The 18,077-nt window shown below is 72.7% G+C and carries 16 protein-coding genes; 10 read left to right on the forward strand and 6 right to left on the reverse strand.

Features of this window, described 5'->3' with window-relative positions:
- Window positions 1-527 precede the first annotated feature (527 nt).
- From IEY86_RS12825 to IEY86_RS12835, 3 genes are all read left to right on the forward strand, one after another.
- A complete protein-coding gene (locus IEY86_RS12825) occupies window positions 528-1,346 on the forward strand; it encodes a universal stress protein (protein WP_189131761.1) in 819 nt (272 codons plus the stop codon).
- Window positions 1,347-1,449: 103 nt separating this feature from the next.
- On the forward strand, window positions 1,450-2,313 hold the full coding sequence (locus IEY86_RS12830) for a universal stress protein (RefSeq protein WP_189131762.1): 864 nt from the start codon (window positions 1,450-1,452) through the stop codon (window positions 2,311-2,313).
- Between the two features lie 124 nt (window positions 2,314-2,437).
- Window positions 2,438-3,412 (forward strand): magnesium transporter CorA family protein, encoded by a 975-nt coding sequence (locus tag IEY86_RS12835; protein WP_189131763.1) that lies wholly within the window; start codon window positions 2,438-2,440, stop codon window positions 3,410-3,412.
- 49 nt (window positions 3,413-3,461) lie between these two features.
- Here the strand turns inward: IEY86_RS12835 and IEY86_RS12840 are convergent, their stop codons facing one another.
- The gene (locus tag IEY86_RS12840) at window positions 3,462-5,441 is read right to left on the reverse strand and encodes a multicopper oxidase family protein (protein ID WP_229698381.1); all 1,980 of its coding nucleotides are present in this window, start codon (window positions 5,439-5,441) and stop codon (window positions 3,462-3,464) included.
- 321 nt (window positions 5,442-5,762) lie between these two features.
- Between IEY86_RS12840 and IEY86_RS12845 the strand changes: the two genes are divergently transcribed.
- Window positions 5,763-7,130, forward strand: coding sequence for a Tat pathway signal sequence domain protein (locus IEY86_RS12845; protein WP_229698382.1), 1,368 nt, complete (start codon window positions 5,763-5,765; stop codon window positions 7,128-7,130).
- Between the two features lie 88 nt (window positions 7,131-7,218).
- Here the strand turns inward: IEY86_RS12845 and IEY86_RS12850 are convergent, their stop codons facing one another.
- Window positions 7,219-8,469: a sensor histidine kinase gene (locus tag IEY86_RS12850; RefSeq protein ID WP_189131764.1), complete on the reverse strand. Its 1,251-nt coding sequence runs from the start codon at window positions 8,467-8,469 to the stop codon at window positions 7,219-7,221.
- 275 nt (window positions 8,470-8,744) lie between these two features.
- Entirely contained in the window at window positions 8,745-10,196 is a 1,452-nt protein-coding gene (locus IEY86_RS12855) for a DUF1996 domain-containing protein (RefSeq protein ID WP_189131765.1), read from the reverse strand.
- Between the two features lie 273 nt (window positions 10,197-10,469).
- On the opposite strand from IEY86_RS12855, the gene IEY86_RS12860 reads away from it, so the two are divergent.
- From IEY86_RS12860 to IEY86_RS12875, 4 genes are read left to right on the forward strand one after another with little or no spacing between them, the layout of a single operon-like run.
- Window positions 10,470-11,174, forward strand: coding sequence for a response regulator transcription factor (locus IEY86_RS12860; protein WP_189131766.1), 705 nt, complete (start codon window positions 10,470-10,472; stop codon window positions 11,172-11,174).
- Window positions 11,171-12,667, forward strand: coding sequence for a sensor histidine kinase (locus IEY86_RS12865; protein WP_189131767.1), 1,497 nt, complete (start codon window positions 11,171-11,173; stop codon window positions 12,665-12,667). The genes IEY86_RS12860 and IEY86_RS12865 overlap by 4 nt, the downstream gene beginning before the upstream one ends.
- A 57-nt stretch (window positions 12,668-12,724) precedes the next feature.
- The gene (locus IEY86_RS12870) at window positions 12,725-13,150 is read left to right on the forward strand and encodes a hypothetical protein (protein ID WP_189131768.1); all 426 of its coding nucleotides are present in this window, start codon (window positions 12,725-12,727) and stop codon (window positions 13,148-13,150) included.
- On the forward strand, window positions 13,147-13,386 hold the full coding sequence (locus IEY86_RS12875; protein ID WP_189131769.1) for a hypothetical protein: 240 nt from the start codon (window positions 13,147-13,149) through the stop codon (window positions 13,384-13,386). Before IEY86_RS12870 ends, IEY86_RS12875 begins: the two co-directional genes overlap by 4 nt.
- Window positions 13,387-13,400: 14 nt before the next feature.
- On the opposite strand, the gene IEY86_RS12880 is transcribed toward IEY86_RS12875, so the two are convergent.
- A complete protein-coding gene (locus tag IEY86_RS12880; RefSeq protein WP_189131936.1) occupies window positions 13,401-13,979 on the reverse strand; it encodes a histidine phosphatase family protein in 579 nt (192 codons plus the stop codon).
- Window positions 13,980-14,260: 281 nt separating this feature from the next.
- Here IEY86_RS12880 and IEY86_RS12885 point away from each other — a divergent pair, with 281 nt between their 5' ends.
- Complete coding sequence (locus IEY86_RS12885; protein WP_189131770.1) at window positions 14,261-14,491, forward strand: CbtB domain-containing protein; 231 nt, start codon at window positions 14,261-14,263, stop codon at window positions 14,489-14,491.
- 14 nt (window positions 14,492-14,505) lie between these two features.
- Window positions 14,506-15,273 (forward strand): CbtA family protein, encoded by a 768-nt coding sequence (locus tag IEY86_RS12890; protein ID WP_189131771.1) that lies wholly within the window; start codon window positions 14,506-14,508, stop codon window positions 15,271-15,273.
- 485 nt (window positions 15,274-15,758) lie between these two features.
- Here IEY86_RS12890 and IEY86_RS12895 read toward each other — a convergent pair whose 3' ends face one another.
- Both IEY86_RS12895 and IEY86_RS12900 read right to left on the reverse strand, forming a co-directional pair.
- On the reverse strand, window positions 15,759-17,291 hold the full coding sequence (locus IEY86_RS12895) for a DUF1996 domain-containing protein (RefSeq protein WP_308425135.1): 1,533 nt from the start codon (window positions 17,289-17,291) through the stop codon (window positions 15,759-15,761).
- Between the two features lie 156 nt (window positions 17,292-17,447).
- The gene (locus IEY86_RS12900; protein ID WP_189131773.1) at window positions 17,448-17,939 is read right to left on the reverse strand and encodes a hypothetical protein; all 492 of its coding nucleotides are present in this window, start codon (window positions 17,937-17,939) and stop codon (window positions 17,448-17,450) included.
- Between the last annotated feature and the right edge of the window lie 138 nt (window positions 17,940-18,077).

Raw genomic sequence — 18,077 nt, forward strand, 5'->3', positions numbered from 1 at the left:
TCCAGCAGGTCGAGGATGCCGCGCCGGACCACCTCGTGGTCGTCCAGCAGGAAGACCCGGATCGGCCTCTCCCGCGAGAACTCCACTCCTTGATCCACGCCGACTCCCGTTTCACCGTCGCAGTGACGCGTCCTTCGATCATGACTCGTCCGGCACCCGAGGACCATGGGCCGAACGGCCCCATGGGATGCCCGGCGGCGCACCGGTCGGCGGGGCCGGCCCGCGCCGCTCGATACGGGTCGGCCCCCCCTTGCCCCCGTGTCCGGCTCCCCACAGCCGCGCCCTCCAGCTTGCCGACCCCGGGCACCGCGGTCACAGTGCCGAAGAGGGCACCCCTGGGGCCGTTCGGCCCCTGCCGGGGGAGACTGCGGCGGGTCCCCGGGGCCCGACGCCGGGACCCGGCAAGGGACCTGCGGGCCCCGCCCGGGTCCGAGGGCCCATGGCCCCCGGTGCCGGCCGGTGGCACGGTTCGGCTGAGGGCCCCGGCGGTCCGAGGGAGCAGGCGGTCCGAGAGAGGTGGTGAGGCCGTGGACCTGCCGCTGGTGGTCGGTGTCGACGGATCGGAGTCGAGCCTGGCGGCGCTGGACTGGGCGGTCGACGAGGCGGCCCGCCACGGGCTGCCCCTGCGGCTGGTGCAGGCTTCGCTGTGGGAGCGCTACGAGGGCCTGACCTCCGGCCCTCCCGAGCCGTCCGAGCAGGAGATGGCCGAGCGCGTCGTCTCCTGCGCCGTGGAGCGGGCGCGGCTGCGCAATGCGGAGGTCGAGGTCTTCGGGGAGGTCCTGGCCGAGGACCCCGCCGAGGCCCTGGTCCACGAGAGCAGGCACGCCTTCGCGGTCGTCGTGGGCTCCCTCGGCCACGGGCGGCTGGCGGGGATGCTCCTGGGATCGGTGGGCCTCGCGGTCGCGGGCAGGGGCCACTGCCCGGTCGTGGTGGTCCGCGGTCCGCGGATCAACAGGGAGGGCCGGTTCCGGCGGGTGGTCCTCGGGGCCGCCGACGACACCCCGCCCTCCTCCCCGGCGGTCGCCTTCGCCGTGCGCGAGGCGAGGGCGCGCGGCGGTGAACTGCTCGCCCTGCACATCCGCCGCCCCTTCGGGAACGAGCCCGGGCTCAACGACCTCGAACGCGCCCTCGGTGAACGGCTCGGCGACGACACGGCGGCCCACGCGCGCCTGGAGACCGCCGAGGGCTGCGCGCGCAAGGTGCTGCTCGACACGGCGAGCACCGCCGACCTCCTCGTCGTGGGTGCCCGCAGGCGCCATGGCTCCGCCGGGCTCCAGCTCGGCCGCGTCAACCACGCCGTCCTGCACCACGCACCGTGCCCGGTGGCCGTGGTGCCCGAGGAGTGACAGCAGTCACATCCCGCGGACGACGGGCCACGGGGGAGGCTGGGCAGGAGACGGTCGCCGCCCTTCAGCGGTGCGGCGACGCAACGACGGGGAGGTGCGCACGATGGTGCGACCGGTCATCGCGGGTGTCGACGGCTCGCCCGAGAGCCTGGCCGCCGCCGAATGGGCGGGAAGGGAGGCGGCGCGGGACGGTCTGCCGCTGCGCCTGCTGTGCGCGGGGGAGCCCCCGGAGGCGGAAGCCCCGTCCCCCCGCGGCGCCGAGGCCCGGCGGCGCTGGGCCGAGGACCGCCTGCTCGCCGTGCGTGAGCACCTGGCCGAGCACCACCCCGGCCTCGAGACGGAGGTCGAGCAGGTCCGCGACCTCCCCGCCCCGGCGCTCCTGAACGCCGCACGGGACGCGCGGATGGTGGTCCTCGGGTCGCGCGGGCTGAGCGGGTTCACCGGCTTCCTGCTCGGCTCCGTGGGCCTCGCGGTCGTCGCCGGCTCCCCGGCGCCCGTCGTCCTCGTGCGCGCCGGCGAGGACGCCCACGTGGTCGAGCGGGGCATCGTCGTCCTCGGCCTCGACCTGCGGCACGACGGCGGTGCCCGGATCGACTTCGCCTTCCGGGCGGCGGCCGCCAGGGGAGCCGTGCTGCGCGTGGTGCACGGATGGAATCCGCGGCTCGCGTACGGATACGCCGCGGAGCCGCTGCCCCGCGAGCTCGAGGCCGAGCTGGAGGCGCGGGAGGTGCGCTCCGTCGCCGAGGCGGTGCGGCCGGGGCGGGCCGCGTTCCCCGACGTCCCGGTGGTCGAGCAGGTGGCGCCCGACAACCCGGCGCAGCTCCTGGTAGCCGCGGCCGCCGCGGCCGACCTGCTGGTGGTCGGGCGGCGGGAGCACCGCTCCGCGCTCGGACCCCGGATGGGCCATGTCACCCACGCCGTCCTGCACCACGCGGCCTGCCCCGTGGCCGTCGTCCCGCACGACTGACGCCGAGCACGCGCGCGCAGAGCACGCCCGCACAGCACGCCCGCAGAGCACGCGCGCAGAGCACGCGCGCCGGGCGCACTCGCCGATGCCCCTGCCACCGAAGGGTTCTGACTAGGCTCCAGCCATGGCGCGAACCCGGCTCTACCGCGACGGCACCCTGGTCCTGGAGGACTTCCCGGTCGCCGACATCTCCGACCACCTCGCCGACCCCTCGTCCGTCGTGTGGCTGGACCTCTGCATGCCCGGGCCCGAGGACTTCGCCATGGTCGGCGAGGAGTTCGGGCTCCACGAGCTGGCCCTGGAGAGCGCCCGGAACCAGGGCCAGCGGTCCAAACTCGACCACTACCGCACCCATGAGTTCCTCAGCGCCTACGCCCTCTTCGTCGACCCGAGGAGCGGAAGGCTGTCCACCAGCGAGATCGCGGCCTTCATCACCCCCCGGGCGCTGATCACCGTCCGGAAGGACGACAGATTCGACCTCGAGGCACTGGTCGCCCGATGGGACGAGTCACCCGACCTGACCCGGTACGGAGTCGGCTTCCTGCTGTACGGCCTCCTGGACCACCTCGTCGACGGGCACTTCGAGGCGGTGCACGCCATGGACGACTCCATCGAGCAACTGGAGGACCTGCTCTTCCAGGAGGGGCGCCGCCAGATCCACGCCGTGCAGCGCCGCTCGTTCGTGCTGCGCAAGTCACTGGTCGGGCTGCGCCGCGTCGTCCTGCCCATGCGCGAAGTGGTCAACTCCCTGATGCGCCCCGGGACGCACCTGGTCCCCGAGCCTCTTCTGCCCTACTTCCAGGACGTCTACGACCAGGTTCTGCGCGCCACCGAGTGGACCGAGTCCCTGCGGGACCTGGTGACGTCGGTCATGGAGACCAATCTGTCGGTCCAGGCCAACCGCATGAACCTGATCATGAAGAAGGTGACGAGCTGGGCGGCCATCATCGCCGTCCCCACCGCGATCACCGGCTTCTACGGGCAGAACGTGCCCTACCCCGGCTTCGGCAAGGAGCCGGGGTTCATCGCCTCCAGCGCCGTGATCGCGGTGTCGTCCGTCCTGCTCTACCTCGCCTTCAAGCGCAAGGACTGGGTCTGAGCGCCCGTGTCCGGGCGGCGGTGTGAGCGACGGGGTGTGAGCACGGGGCTCACTCCGTCACCCGCACCGGCCGCATCATCTCGTTGTCCTCGTGCTCGAGGATGTGGCAGTGCCACACGAACAGACCCGGCTTGTCGAACCGGAGGCTGATCCGCGTGGCCTCGAGCGGATGGGCGATGACGGTGTCCTTCAGACCCGTCTCCCATGCCTCGGGCGGCCTCAGGTCGCCGCCGCTGAGGCGTCGGCGGCCCAGGACCTCGAACTGCGCCTGATGGATGTGGACCGGGTGCGCGTCCTCGGTGAAGTTGCGCAGTTCCCACACCTCGACCGTGCCCCGGACCGGGGTCTCCGTGATCGTGTGGTGCCACTCCAGGGGCCCACCGGAGCCGTCGGCGTTCACGGCGCCGAGCAGGGCGGCTCTCGGCCCGACGCCGCTGAGGACGGCGGAGTCGGCCTGGTACATCGCCAGTGTGCGGGTCACCGTGGCCGTACCGGGCTTGGCCGGAGAGGGCAGCTTCAGCTGATCGGGCGGGGTGCTGATGTCCTCGTCGACGAGGGGCACGACCCGGAACCGCATGACCTGGCCGGTGGTCGCGACGTCGGCGGGGGTGAAGTCGGTGCCGGGAGTGCCGCCGCCGTAGGCTCCGTCCGGGCCCTCGTTGACCAGGTGGAGCAGGGTGCCGGGCGTCATGCCGGTGAAGTCGACCAGCACGTCCGCCCGCTCCGAGGGCGCCATCAGCAACTGGTCCAGCCGGGCCGGCGCCGGGAGGAAGCCCCCGTCGGCGCCGATCTGCCAGAACGGCAGCGCGGGGGAGACGGGCCTGGGGGCGGTCGCGTCCGCGGCCAGTTTCAGGACGAGGAAGCGGGCGTTGGCCGCGTTGAGGAACCTGAACCGGTAGCGGCGCGGCTCGACCTCGAGCTCCGGCCAGGTGCGGCCGTTGACCACCATCGTGTTGCCGTAGAACTCCGGATTGGCGATCGGGGAGATGTCGCTGGAGGGGATGTACGGGCCCCCGAAACCGTCGAAGAAGTTCCGGCCGGACGGGTAGAACAGCGACCCGTCCGCGTTGAAGGACCGGTCCTGGATCATGACCGGGACCTCGCGGTAGCGGACCCCCGGAGGGTCGCCCTCGCGCGGCGCGGGCGTGGGCAGCACGTCCGTCGGGAGGTCGTGGGCTCCGCTGCGCAGGTTGTAGAAGCCGGCCAGTCCCGCGTACACGTTGAGCCGGGTCATCCCGATGGTGTGGTCGTGGAACCACAAGGTGGCGGCCGGCTGGTCGTTGCCGTACTGGCAGACGGCGGTGCCCGGCGCCCAGTTCTGCTGGAACTTCTCCTCGAAGGTGGTCCTGAACCCCTCGTGGTACGTCCCCGCGGCGGCGCACCCGGCGGGGATGTCGTTCGCGGCGGGCAGGTACCACGCCTCGGGGTATCCGTCGCTCTCCTGTTCGGTGTGCCCGCCGTGCAGATGGGTGACCAGGGGAACGGGGCCCCGGTACGCCTGCGGTGTCTGCGCGAACGCGGGGCGGCTGTCCCGGCCCTGGTCTCCGCCGGCCGGGTTGGCCCAGTGCAGGGTGGGGTCGACCGGCAGCAGGTGCGGAAGGAACCCGCCCCGGCTGTCCACCAGGTCGTTGACCCAGGTGATCCGCACCGGCCGCATCACCTGCGCCTCGATGGTGGGCCCCGGGTAGGCGAAGGTGTCCGGCGACGAGGGGGAGCCGTATCCCCACACGGTGGTCTCAGGCAGGCCCGCGGGCAGGATCTGCTGGGTGAACTGCCGCACCGCGACCGTGTAGTGGTCGACCGTGCCGCTGCCCGGAGCGGAGGGCACGGGGCCGCGCGGCATGACCCGAGGGATCAGGAGCGGTGAGGTGTATTTCGGGATCGTCGTCGGATCGAGTGTTCCGCCCGGCAGTGGGGCGGCGGCGGCCGCCCGGCTGCTCGGGGCGAGCACGAGGGACGTCGGCAGCATCGCGGACAGCCCTGCGGCGGAGCCGAGCAGCAGGAGGGTCCTTCGGTTGAGTTCGGGCATCGCTTCCCCTCGCCGGTGAACGGATCGACCCAGGTGATGGCACCACCGACGCAGTCCGGGAGCGAACACATCCAGGCGCCCCTCGGCTTTTGGGGGCCAACAATCCCCCCGACAGCGCAATGGACGAGCTCCGGCGAGGAGTGTCACAAGCGTTGACGCCGACCGTGCCGGGTCAGCAGAATCCCCCTATGAGAGCGCTCTCATAACCGCCCCGTGTGCTCCGAACCGCCCGTGTGCCCCGAACCGAAGGGAAGCTCCGCCATGACCAGCGAGGCCCGACATGAGAGTGATCCGCGTGCCGTCCGACGCCAGTGCCCGCCCATGAGCCGCCGAAGACTCGTCGGCACCGCTGCCGCCGTGACGGTCGCCGCCACGCTGGGCACGCTCCCGGTGCCCGCGTTCGCGGCGGGCGACCGGCGGACGACGACCCCGCCGCCCGAGCGGCGCGGCTACGCCTTCCTCGGCGCGGCCATGGACGGCTACCCGGACAAGGGCCCGATCACCCTGGCCCAGAGCTACACCGACCAGGCCGGCCTGTTCAGCACCGCGTTCACCTACGACAACGCGATAGCGGTCCTCGCCCTGCTCGCCGACGGCGGCGAGGCCTCGCGCAGAAGGGCCGTGGCCCTCGGCGACGCGCTCTTGCACGCCCAGGCGCACGACCCGGACCACGACGACGGGCGTCTGCGCCAGGCCTACAACGTCGGGCCGTACACCTTCTACGACGGCTCCGCCCAGCCCGACGGGTTCGTCCGACCGGACGGCACCGTGAACGTCGGCACCCAGTTCGGCTTCACCGGTACGGCGGTCGGCGACATGGCCTGGGCGGCCATTTCGCTGGCGGCGCTGACCCGGCGGACCGGGGCGCGCCGCTTCCTCGCCGGAGCGATCCGGATAGCGGAGTGGGTGGAGCGCAACGCCCGCACCGACGAGCCGCTCGGCGGCTACAAGTTCGGCGTCGACGGGGCGAACGCCAAGCTGCCGTTCACCTCGACCGAGCACAACATCGACCTGGTGGGACTGTTCGGGCAGCTCGCCCGGCTGACCGGTGACCCGGTGTGGCGCGGCAGGCGGCGGCGCGCCGAGGCCTTCGTCGAGCGGATGTGGGAGCCGTCCGGCGGGTTCTTCTACACCGGGACCAACGACGGGGTCACGATCAACACGTCCCCCGTCCCGGAGGACACCCAGACCTGGAGCCACCTGGCGCTCGGCTCGCGCTCCCACGCCCGTTCGCTCGACTGGGCAGCAACGCATCTGCACGTCCTGGACAACGCCGACCGCAGGAACAGCACCGTCCCCGCGGGGCAGTCGTACGAGGGGGTCACCTTCAGCTCGGCCGCGCTGGTCGCCAACGAGGACGCGCCCATCGCGCCGTTCCAGCCCAAGCCCGACCGCAACGGGGTCTGGTTCGAGGGCACCGCCCATCTCGCGCTGGCGCTGCGCAAGCGGCACAGCCACGGCGACGAGGGGCTCGCCGCACGGTTGATCGCCTCCATCGAGCGGGCACAGGACCGGCTGGGCGGCGGGCAGACCATCGGGGCCAAGGCGCTCCCCGAGCGGGCGGGTGTGGTCTCGGCCAGCAGTCCGCTCGACACCGGCTTCGGGTTCGGCTACTACCCCTACCGGCACACGGGAGCGACCGCCTGGTACCTGCTGGCGGCCGAGCGCGTCAACCCGCTGAGCGTCTGAGGGCGGCGCCGCCCCGGAGGACGGGCACGGCGGTCGGGCCGAGGCGCTCAGGCCGGCGCCCGGGTCGGCGCGCCCGGGTCAGGTGGCCTCATGTGCCCACGGACTGCCGTGCGCCCTCCTCCCGCCGGACCGTCCTCACCGGGATGACGGCGGCCACCCGCCAGCCACCGCGGCCGCCGGGCCCCGCACTGAAGGTGCCGCCCAGCAGCTCGACCCGCTCCCGCATGCCGACCAGCCCGAATCCGCCGCCGATGCGGGGCTCGGCGGCCAGGGCCGGTCGGCCGTCGTCGGTGACGGCCACCTCCAGGTGCTCTCCGGTGCCACGGACGGTGACCGTCACGGCGGTCGCCGCGTGGGCGTAGCGCCGGGCGTTGGTCAGCGCCTCCTGCACCACCCGGACGACAGCGTTGACCAGCGGCGCGGGAAGACACGGCGGCAGCGGGTCCGGTATCTCGATCCGGACCGGCAGCGCGGCGGCGTGACCGCTCTCCGCGAGCTGCCGCAGGGCCTGTTCCAGGTGGGCCGGGGCCTGCGCCGCGTCGGGCCCGCGCAGGGTCTCCACGAGGCGCCGCATCGCCGCCAGGGCGTCCGCCCCGGCGTTCTGGATGTCCCGCAGATGCCGGGCCAGCAGCTCGGGGTCGCGCGCGATCACCTCCCGCACGTGCTGCAGGGCCTGGGTCTGCACCACGATGCCCGTGACCTGGTGGGCCAGCGTGTCGTGCAGGTCGCGGGCCAGCGCCAGACGCTCCAGATGGCGCACGCTCTCCTCGTGCCGGGCGCGGGCGGACTCCCACAGCCGCACACACCCGCCGAGCGCCATCGCCATGCCCAGCAGGGGCAGCACGACGGGGACCAGCCCGGTGCTCCCCTCCCGTACGGCGGCCGAGGCCACCAGGGCGGCGGCGACGCCCGCCGCGGCGCGCACCACCTGGGCCGTGCTGCCGTTGCGCACCGCCACCCCCGCCAGGGTGACGAGCGCGACGCACTCCGCGGTGCTGGACTCGCTGGTGAGCATCGCGGGAGGCAGCACCGTGACGAAGCCGATCGTGGCGGCCAGGCTGGCCGCGGCGGCGATCGCGGTCGCCGTCCGCCACGCCGACGGGTGGCGGCGGATCAGCACGGCCGACGCCGCGGCGACGGCGATCACCCCGGCCGCGACCGGCAGCCAGTCGCCGTACGTCGGGACGGCGTCGTAGGGGGCCAGCGGCAGGCGTTCCTCGACGTCGCCGGCGATGCAGCCCCCGAACACCGCCAGCAGGAGGAAACGCCCCGCGCCGCTCAGCACAAGCGCGGGGCGCGGGCGGGGGAGTCCGGGCAGGGCGGAAGTGAAGCGTGCCATCCCGGCACGGTAGTGCGCGCGGCCCGCTCGCGCCTCCCCCGGACGGACGAAGCGCCGCCGGGAGGCACCTCACTCGCACCCCGTCCCAGTCGAATCAGCCCCAGTCGGACCAGCTCAGCTTCCACCGGTCGACGCAGCCGGCGTCCTGGGCGTGCTCGGCATCGGCCGGGAGTGGCCGGCCTGATGTACGGCGGCCGGACAGCCGGGTACCGGTGGCGGCGGTTGCGGTCCGCCGGTGGGACCCCCGGTCGCGGGGTCCCACCGCCGACGTGGGGTCAGCCGCAACGGCGACCGCTGTTGATGCAGGTCACCGCCTTCTTCATCAGGCCGTCCGAGATCACATTGACGAAGTCGCCGTGGTCGGTCCCCGGCTTGTGGAGCTGCTCGGGGAAGCTGTCGACCGCGATCCGGCGGTTCTCCGGGTCGACGTCGTAGGTGATGCGCTGCACGAGCTGCGGGATGGCCCTGAAGCCCCTGGGGCAGACACCGTTGGCCTGGGCGAAGGCCACATGGGTGCGGTGGTTGGCGCTGTCGATGTTCTGGCCGTCCCAGCAGCTCTGGAAGTTGAACGTCCGGACCACCCTGCTGTCCTCGGGGCAGAGCGGGTACTTGTCCTTGAGCCGGCGGTTCTCGAAGCCGGTGCAGCTCCACGAGGCATTGGCGTTGGCCGGGCCGTTGGTGAAGGACTTGGCGTCACCGGTGATGATCCGCAGGAAGCGCGGCATGGCCGTCACCTTGCTCCTGGGGCTGCCCCTGAAGAAGATCGAGACGGTCGCCGGGCGCAGGATCTTGCCCACGTTGGCGTCCTTGCCGCCGCCGGGCGCGTTGGCGTCGCCCTCCTGGCGGCCGTCGCGCAGGCGCAGGACCGGCCAGTAGTAGGCGGACTGGTCGCCGTTGCTGCACGTGGTGTCGGCGGCGGCGAGGCTGTCATTGGTGGAGAAGCCGTCGGCGGAGGCGTTGCCCACGTAGTCGTGCATGTGGTGGGCGCCATTGCTGACGCCGGGCGCGACGATGACGTTGTCGGGGTTCAGATGACGGGTCTCGTTGCGGCCGCAGCGGGAGATGAACAGGCCCTTGGAGGCATTGCGCCCGGGGCGGGGCTTTTGGACGTTGGGCCGGACCCTGGTGATGTCCACGAAGTCGTCGGGGGAGGGGCCCTGCTGCTGTCCCTGCCCCTGCTGTCCCTGCCCCTGCGACTGGCCGTCCTGGTTCTGGCCGTTCTGGTTCTGGCCGTTCTGGTTCTGATCGGCGCCGGTGGTGTCGGCGACCGGCTTGATGGTGCACGGCGCCGAGGCCTCGAGACCGCTCGGGCGCTGCCCGGACCGGCCGATGGCCGTGGCGATGCGGTCGATCGTGGCCGTGCGCCTGCTCTCCAGCGGGCCCAGGATCGAGTTCCGCACGAAGTCCTCGCCGCCCTGGCCGCGTGAGGCGATCAGGCGCTGGTACGCGTCCGCGACCTGGCTGTCGAGCCGGGAGAGGTTGCGGTCCACCTCGGTGCGCGCCTGTCGCGGGACGGCGGGGAGCTTGAGCCCGACGTCGGGGCAGTCGACCGTACCGGCGGTCCACTTCTGCTGCTGACCGGACCGCGGCGCGGTGTCCTGCGACGAGTCACCGGCGTTGGCGTTGGCGGTGACGACGGCTATTCCGCCGCCCCCCAGCGTCAGAGCGGCAACCCAAGCGGCGGTCTTGGTCATGAACGGTGAACGCCGGTGACCTCGTTGTCTCATGATCGCCCTTCACTTCGGTCGTTCGGAACGCACGTATGCGCCCGGGCGGGATGGGGGAGCACCGCCCGAGCGCTTGATGCACCCACTGGATACGGATCCGGCGCCCCTCGTGCTCAACCGTCCGGCACATTCGTTTGAACGGGGCTCCCACCTGCGCCGACCGCGGGGACGGTGGACCGTCCGGAGGGCGGGCCGCGTAGCATCGCGGCCCTGGAACGGCCGTCCCCGCGGGCACCCGGTGGTGAGCGCGGCGGCGGGTGAGCGGAGGTGCGCATGGCCGGTGAGGGCGGTCGGGTGCTGGTGGTGGACGACGACGCGGCCATCCGGCGCTCGCTCGAGCGGGGGCTGCGGCTGAACGGCTTCTCGGTGACCTCGGCCGACGGCGGCCGCCGGGCGCTCGCCGGGATTCGCGACCAGCCGCCGGACGTGGTGGTCCTGGACATCTCCATGCCGGACCTGAGCGGCATCGAGGTGTGCCGGACCCTGCGTGAGGACGGCAACGAGGTGCCCGTCCTCATGCTCTCCGCCCTCGACGAGCTCTCCGACCGCGTCGCCGGACTGCAGGCGGGCGGCGACGACTACCTCGTCAAGCCGTTCGCCCTCCAGGAACTCGTGCTGCGGCTGCACGCCCTGCTGCGCCGCCGCCCGCCCGCCGCCATGGACCGGGTGTGCGTCGGCCCCCTGGTGATCGACCCGGGGGCCCGCGAGGTACGCCTGGACGGCACGGAGCTGGCGCTCACCCGCCGGGAGTTCGCCCTGCTGGAGGTCCTCGCGCGCAACGCCGGGATCGTGCTCACCCGCGATCAGCTTCTCGACCGGGTGTGGGGCTACGACTTCGACGTCCGCACCGACGCCGTGGACACCTTCGTCAGCTACCTGCGGCGCAAGCTGGAGGCGGGCGGGCGGCCCAGGATCCTGCACACCGTGCGAGGGGTCGGCTTCGTCCTGCGGGACAGCCGGGACGGGGACACGTCATGAGGCTGTCGACGCGGATGGCGCTGGCGGTGGGCGCCGTCGTCCCCCTGCTGGTCCTCGCGTCGGGTGCGCTCCTGCTGCGCCTGGTCGCCGGCGACCTGCACGCCCAGCAGGACGCCCATCTGCGCGAGCGCGCCGCCGTCGTCGCCAAGGACGCCAAGGCCCTGCTGCGCGCCACGGCGGCCGGGCGCCCCGCCGCCGCGCAGGTCCGCGAACGCAGGCTCTACGCCTCCGCCCTCGACGTCGGCATCCGGCTCGTCGGCCCCGGGGGAACGGTCTCGGGCGGCCCGCAGCCCGGCTCCTCCGCGCCGCTGCCGGCCGAGGCCCCGGTGCCCGTCACCGTGCGGGACGGTGGAGCCGGCTGGCGGGTGCTGTCCGTGCCCGTCGCCGGGGTCCGGCCGGGTGTGAGGGGAACGCTCTGGCTGTTCTCCCCCGACACGGCGGCCGACAGCCAGCTGCGCCTGGTGCGCCGGCGTGTGGTCGCCGTGGCGCTGCTCGCGGCACCGCCGGCGGGCGCCCTCGCATGGGCGGTCGCGGCGAGGGCGACCCTGCCGCTGCGCAGGCTCCAGCGGCGAACCAGCGGCTTGGACCCCAGGACCAGCGGTACCCGCCTGGACCACACCCCGACCCGGATCGCGGAGGTCGACGACCTTGCGCACACCCTCGGGACGGTGCTCGCCCGCTACGACGAGCAGGCCGCCAGGACCGCGGAGGCCCTGGCCACGGCCCGCTCGTTCTCGGCCACGGCGTCGCACGAGCTGCGCACACCGCTGATGAGCATGCGCACCAACCTCGACATCCTCGCGGAGCATCCCGGCCTCGATCCGGTGGACCGGGCCGAGGTCGTGGACGATCTTCGGCGTGAGCACGCCAGACTGCTGGACCTTCTGGTGATGCTGCGCGCCCTGGCCCGTGGCGACCTGGTGGAGGCGGACGCGTTCGCCCCGCTGGACCTGGCGGAGGTGGTCGACGCCGCGGTCGGCGACCTGCGGCGCAGGCACACCGAAGTGGAGGTGACCGTCCGCACGGCGCCGGGGCTGGTGGTGCACGGCTGGGAGCAGGGTCTGCGGTCGGTGGTGGACAACCTGCTCGCCAACGCGCTGGCCCATGGGCGCCGCGACGGCGGGCCGCCCCGGGTCGAGGTGACGCTGCGGCCGGGCCGGGAGGAGTCCGGCGCCCCGGTCGTCGTGCTCACCGTGGACGACGAGGGACCGGGCATACCGCCGCAGCTGCGGGCGGCGGTCTTCCAGCGGTTCCACCGCCGCCCCGACAGCCCGGGGTCCGGGCTCGGGCTGACGCTGGTGGCCCAGCAGATCGCGCTGCACCGCGGGTGGATCCGCGTCCTGGACCGGCCCGAGGGACGCGGCGCGCGCTTCGAGACAAGGCTCCCGCCGGCCGGGCCGGGGGCGGTGGAGACCTCGCTGGCGCCGCTGCGCCGGGACTGGCTGGCGGTACCCGCCGGGAAGTCACAGGAATTCCACAAGGACGGTCCCTAACGTCTCGCCGTGACGGGCAAGGAGCCGCGTCCGGAAAGCATGGGGAAGGACGACAGCATGCAGCGCAGCAGGACCGCCGCCATCGCCCTGGCGGCCACCGCTTTGGTCGCGACGGCCGGCACGGCCGCGGCGGACGCGGGCGACCCGGCACCGGGCAAGGGCGCGGACCGGGTGTCCGCCGGGGGGAAGAAGCCGGCCGGGGACGGCGCCCGGGCGCTGTGCCGGCGGGCCCCGAGGATCGACAGGCGGATCGACCGCGCTCTCGAGCGCCTCCGGGGCCCGGCGTCGGAGCGGGGCTCCATCGCCCGCCTGGAGAAGCGGGTCGACCGGGCGAAGGCGGCGGGGCACGACGCCGTCGAGACGTTCCTCAACGACAAGCTGACCTTCCGCAAGTCCCTGGTCACCACGCTCAAGGAGCGCAAGAAGGATCTCGCCGAGGTCAAGGACTGGTGCGAGTCCCACAACAACGGAGCGACGGCGTGAACCGCAGGACCGCGGCCTCCTCCGTGACCGCCGCGATGCTGTGCGCCGCCCTGGCCACGGCTTGCGGCAGCGGTGGCGGCAACGGCGGCGGCAAGGAGTCCACCCCGGACCGCCCGGCCGCGAACCGCACCGCCCCGACCACGTCCGGCTCCGAACTCCAGCGCCTGACGCAGCTGGTGGACAAGGCGGAGACGGCGGCCCGGTCCTCGGAGAAGGACGCCGCCACCGACAATTGAGGGCGGCGGTGGCGTCAAGGGCTCCCGGCGTCCAGCGGGCGGCCGCAGCGGAGGTTCCATCTGCCGCCCCCGCCCGTGACTTCGGTCAGGGACAGCGGGGGGACGTCCAGGCGCCAGAATGCCGCCGGAGGCAGCCCCAGGGCATGCACCAGGGCCGCGCGGACCACACCTGGTTCCACCACGGCCAGCACGCGGCCGCTGCCCGACGGGACGGTGTCCAGCCACGCGCCCACGCGGGAGCACAGGTCCAGCAGGGACTCGCCGCCATGCGGGGCCGCGGCCGGGTCGGACAGCCAGGCCGCCACCCCCTCGGGCTCGGCGGCCGACAGTTCGTCCAGCCGCCGCCCCCGCCAGCGGCCCATGGCGCAGTCGCGCAAACCCGGTTCGGGGGCGGCCTCCACCCCCAACGCGGCGGCCGTCTCCCGGCACCGTGCCGACGGGGAGGAGAAGCGGCGTGAGGCCATGGGCAGGGCCGCCGCGGCGGCGACCGCGCGGCGCCGCCCGACCGCGGACAGGGGGCCGTCGTCGTCGACCCGCGCCTCGCGCAGTGCCCCGCTCTCGGCCGGTGAGACAAACATCACCCGCGCCGCCATACCGGTCCCTCCCTGTCCGCCGTGCCCGCCCGCGCCGCCGCGCCCGCACATCATGCACGTCCATGCGCCCTTGGCCGAGACCTCCGCCACGCGGTACGGTCCCCCGGACAAGACAAGGCGACGGTGGGACGGAAGTCCGGTGAGATCCCGGCACGGTCGCGCCACTGTATGTCCGGCACAGCGAAGCCCTTCCTCGAAGCGGCGGATGCCGGTGAGTCAGACCCGACTCCGTCGTCAACGGCTCCATCGAGCGGGACGCGTGTTCCCGAGGAGGTTGTGCCATGGCCCAGTCCGCTGCCCCCGCAGTCTTCCCCCAGTCCTCTGCCGCACCGGCACCGATCACCCTGCCCGTCCGAGCGATCGTGCCCTGGGCCGTCTTCCTCGGTGTGCTCATGCTCGCCCTGCTCTACTTCGTCGGCGCCGAACAGGGCGCCACCGCACTGGTCTCCGGTGAGAACGTGCACGAGTGGCTGCACGACGGCCGCCACCTGCTCGGCTTCCCCTGCCACTGATTCGGAGTGGGCACGTGAACTCTCCGACTGTGAGAGCCCTGCTCGTGCGCGGCATGCTCGCCGGTCTCGCGGCGGGCCTCCTGGCCCTGGTCGTCGCCTATCTGCTCGGTGAGCCCCGGGTGGACACCGCGATCGCCTACGAGGAGTCGCACGCGCACGAGCACGGAGTGGAACTGGTGAGCCGGTCGATGCAGTCGACCGCCGGCCTCGCCACCGGAATGCTGATGTTCGGCGTCGCCGTCGGCGGCGTCGCCGGCCTGGTGTTCTGCTTCGCGCTGGGCAGGATCGGCGGCTTCAGCCCTCGGGCCACGGCCGTCCTCGTCTCGGGCGCCGCGCTCGTCACCGTGTATGCGGTGCCGTTCCTGAAGTACCCGGCCAACCCGCCGTCCGTCGGCGAACCGGACACGATCGGCAAGCGCACGACGCTGTACTTCCTGATGATCGCGCTCAGTGTCCTGCTGGGGCTGGCCGCGGTCGTCCTCGGGCGGCGCCTCGCGCCCCGACTGGGCAACTGGTACGCCACCGTCGTGGCAGGAGCCGCCTTCGTCCTCGCCGTGGGTCTGGCGTACGCGTTCCTGCCGTCGGTCAACGAGGTCCCCAAGGACTTCTCCGCCACGCTGCTGTGGCAGTTCCGACTCGCCGCACTCGCCATCCAGCTCACCCTGTGGGCGGCCTTCGGCCTGCTGTTCGGCCACCTCGCCGAGCGGCTTCTCGCGCCGAAGCCCGCCACCGCGGTCGACGAGAGCGCGGCAGCGCCCCCGGTGGCCGCATCGACGGGCTGACATACCGCGGAGAGCTGACATACCGCGGAAAAGCAGCGGAAGAACAGAACAAGCGTGACCAAGGACCCGTCGGACGAGCCCGGCGGGTCCTTCGCCTTCCGGTCCGCGGCGAACGCTCCGGGTGGGCTGGTGGGCGCGCGCCCCTTCTGGTTGTTCCGGCCCTCTGGTTGTTCCGGCCTTCTGGTCGGCGCCGCCGGCGCGGTCCCACAGATGGGTGGGCGAGCCGTCGACCGCGCTGCCGGCGGGTCCGTCGAAGTCGTCGGCGAGATGGTGCGCGCCTGGCGGCGGCGGTGCTCTCCCGGCTGAGGGAGGAGGCCGCGGCCCGCCGGCGGTACGCGGGGCCCACCGGCGTGCGGCGGCGCGTGGCGGAGGAGATCCGCCACGCGCCGCCCTAAGCGCNCCCTAAGCGCCCTCATCCAGAGCCGGTTGCTTCATGAGGTGACCTCTTCGGGGCCCTGGGGGAAGCGAGCCTCGCAGGGGACGCCTCAGTTGCACCTGCGACCGCTGTTGATGCAGTCCACGGCCTTGTTCATGAGGTCGTCCGACATCACATTGATGAAGTCGCCGTGGTCGGTCACCGGCTTGTGGAGCTGTTCGGGGAAGCTGTCCACAGCGATGTTCGTGCTGCCCGGCTCGACGTCGTAGACGATCCGCTGGACCAGCTTCGGGATCGCCTTGAAGCCGTTCGCACACGAACCGTCCGCCTGGGCGAAGGCCACGTGGGTGCGGTGGTTGGCGCTGTCGATGTTCTGGCCGTCCCAGCAGCTCTGGAAGTTGAACGTCCGGACCACCTTGCTGCCGTCGGGGCAGATCGGGTACTTGTCCTTGAGCTGGCGGTTCTCGAAGCCGGTGCAGCTCCACGACGCGTTGGCGTTGCCGGTGCCGTTGGTGAACGACTTGGCGTCACCGGTGATGATCCGCAGGAAGCGCGGCATCGCGGTCACCTCGCTCACCGGGCTGCCCTTGAACCGGATCGAGACCGCGGCGGGGCGAAGGATCTTGCCCACGTTGGCGTCCTGGCCACCGCCGGGCTGGTCGGCGTCCCGCTCCTGGCCGCCGTCCTGCACACGCAGCACCGGCCAGTAGTAGGTCGACTGGTCGCCGTTGCCGCACGTGGTGTCCGCGGCGGCGAGGCTGTCGTTCGTCGAGAAGCCGTCGGTGGACTCGTTGCCCACGTAGTCGTGCATGTGGTGGGCGCCGTTGCTCACGCCGGGGGCCACGATCACATTGTCGGGGTTGAAGTGCTCGTTCTCGTTGCGGCCGCACTTCGAGCTGAACGAACCGGTCGAGGAGTTCTGCTGGTTGTCGACCCTCTGGACATTCGGCTGGACGGTCTTGATGTCGACGAAGTCGTCGGGCGAGGGGCCGCCCTGTTGCTGGTTGCCGTCGTCCTGGCCGCCGTCCTGACCCTGGTCCTGGCCGCCGTCCTGGTCCTGGTCGTCGTCCTGGTCCTGGCCCTGGTCCTGACCTTGATCCTGATCCTGGTCGTCGTCCTGGTCCTGTCCTTGGTCCTGGTCGCCGTCCTGGTCCTGTCCCTGGTCCTGGTCGTCCTGGTCCTCGTCGTCGTCCTGGTCCTCGTCCCGATCGCTCGTCGTGCTCGCCTGCTTGACCGTGCAGGGTGCCATCGCCTCGAGCCCGGTCGGCCGGTCGGCCCCGCGCTCGATGGCGCTCGCGATACGGTTGATGGTGGCCGTGCGGCTGATCTTGAGCGGCTTCAGGATGGAGTCGTCCACGAAGCTCTGGCCACCTTGGCCCCGGGCCGCCGCCAGGCGTTTGTAGGCGTCCGCGACCCCGCTGTCGAGGAGCGCGAGCTCCTGGTCGACCTCGGCACGGGACTGCTGCGGGACCTCGGGGAGCTTGTCGCCCACGTCGGGGCAATCGACCGTCCAGACGCCGGACGCCTGCTGTTGCTGGTCCGAGCCCCGGTCCGAGTTGCCTGCGTTGGCGTTTGCGGTGATGACCGCGATACCGCCGCCTCCCAGCGCCAGGGCGGCGACCAGCGCGACTGTCCTGCTCACGGCTGGTGAGCGTTTGTGAGCCTGTTGTCTCATCGGAGCCCTTCACTTTTTGTCGTTCGGGAGCACACTCCCGATGGAGTACGGATCCCGGGCTTCCGGTGCTCAATCACACGCCACATTCGTCTCAGGCGCCGCACGAGTGGCGTGCGTCAGGGCTCAGCCGGAGTGCTGATGCGACTGGTCGGAGCCATGGGAGGCACCCGCCTCGATGGTTCCGCCGAGCTTGTGGCGCAGGCCGTCAAGTGTGGCCGTGGGCTGGGCCGTTATCGCCCAGCGCTTGCCCACGAGATAGGTGCCGCCGTACGCCTGCGCCTCCTCCAGCCAGGCGTGCTGTCCGGTGTCGGTGGCGAAGGTGACCATCCGGTACCTCGTGCGCCGCGACTCGCAGGCGGCCTGGCGCAGTTCCTTGGCGTCCACCGTGATGTCGGCCTTGCAGCCGATGGTGGAGGCGATCTTCTCGATGCTGGACGGCTTCGCGGGCACCGGCTTGTCCCCGGCCGTCTTCTCCCCGGTCCCCCCGGCGGACTTGTCCGCCGTCGTTCCGGGGGCCGACGTCTTGCCGCCGAGGGTGGCCACCAGGAGCGCGGCCACCGCGAGGACGGCGACGGCGGCGGCAGCCACGAGGAGGGCACGCGGACTGTTCTTCATCGGATCTTCTCCCATACATACGCGGATGCGAGAACGCCCCCCGGTCCGGGCAGGTTAGACCGGTCGGCGGCGCCCGTGTCGGCGGATCACGGGTTTCAACCGGTCGCCATCGGGTTATCGGCAAACGTGCCGGTTCGC

Source organism: Wenjunlia tyrosinilytica (assembly GCF_014646055.1).
Lineage (GTDB): Bacteria > Actinomycetota > Actinomycetes > Streptomycetales > Streptomycetaceae > Wenjunlia > Wenjunlia tyrosinilytica.

What these genes read in the sequence shown, in the direction of transcription:
- IEY86_RS12830 (WP_189131762.1), top strand. Translation starts at nt 1,450, where the DNA reads ATGGTGCGACCGGTCATCGCGGGTGTCGACGGCTCGCCCGAGAGCCTG.
- IEY86_RS12835 (WP_189131763.1), top strand. Translation starts at nt 2,438, where the DNA reads ATGGCGCGAACCCGGCTCTACCGCGACGGCACCCTGGTCCTGGAGGAC.
- IEY86_RS12840 (WP_229698381.1), bottom strand. Translation starts at nt 5,441, where the DNA reads ATGCCCGAACTCAACCGAAGGACCCTCCTGCTGCTCGGCTCCGCCGCA.
- IEY86_RS12845 (WP_229698382.1), top strand. Translation starts at nt 5,763, where the DNA reads ATGAGCCGCCGAAGACTCGTCGGCACCGCTGCCGCCGTGACGGTCGCC.
- IEY86_RS12850 (WP_189131764.1), bottom strand. Translation starts at nt 8,469, where the DNA reads ATGGCACGCTTCACTTCCGCCCTGCCCGGACTCCCCCGCCCGCGCCCC.
- IEY86_RS12855 (WP_189131765.1), bottom strand. Translation starts at nt 10,196, where the DNA reads ATGAGACAACGAGGTCACCGGCGTTCACCGTTCATGACCAAGACCGCC.
- IEY86_RS12860 (WP_189131766.1), top strand. Translation starts at nt 10,470, where the DNA reads ATGGCCGGTGAGGGCGGTCGGGTGCTGGTGGTGGACGACGACGCGGCC.
- IEY86_RS12865 (WP_189131767.1), top strand. Translation starts at nt 11,171, where the DNA reads ATGAGGCTGTCGACGCGGATGGCGCTGGCGGTGGGCGCCGTCGTCCCC.
- IEY86_RS12870 (WP_189131768.1), top strand. Translation starts at nt 12,725, where the DNA reads ATGCAGCGCAGCAGGACCGCCGCCATCGCCCTGGCGGCCACCGCTTTG.
- IEY86_RS12880 (WP_189131936.1), bottom strand. Translation starts at nt 13,979, where the DNA reads ATGGCGGCGCGGGTGATGTTTGTCTCACCGGCCGAGAGCGGGGCACTG.
- IEY86_RS12885 (WP_189131770.1), top strand. Translation starts at nt 14,261, where the DNA reads ATGGCCCAGTCCGCTGCCCCCGCAGTCTTCCCCCAGTCCTCTGCCGCA.
- IEY86_RS12900 (WP_189131773.1), bottom strand. Translation starts at nt 17,939, where the DNA reads ATGAAGAACAGTCCGCGTGCCCTCCTCGTGGCTGCCGCCGCCGTCGCC.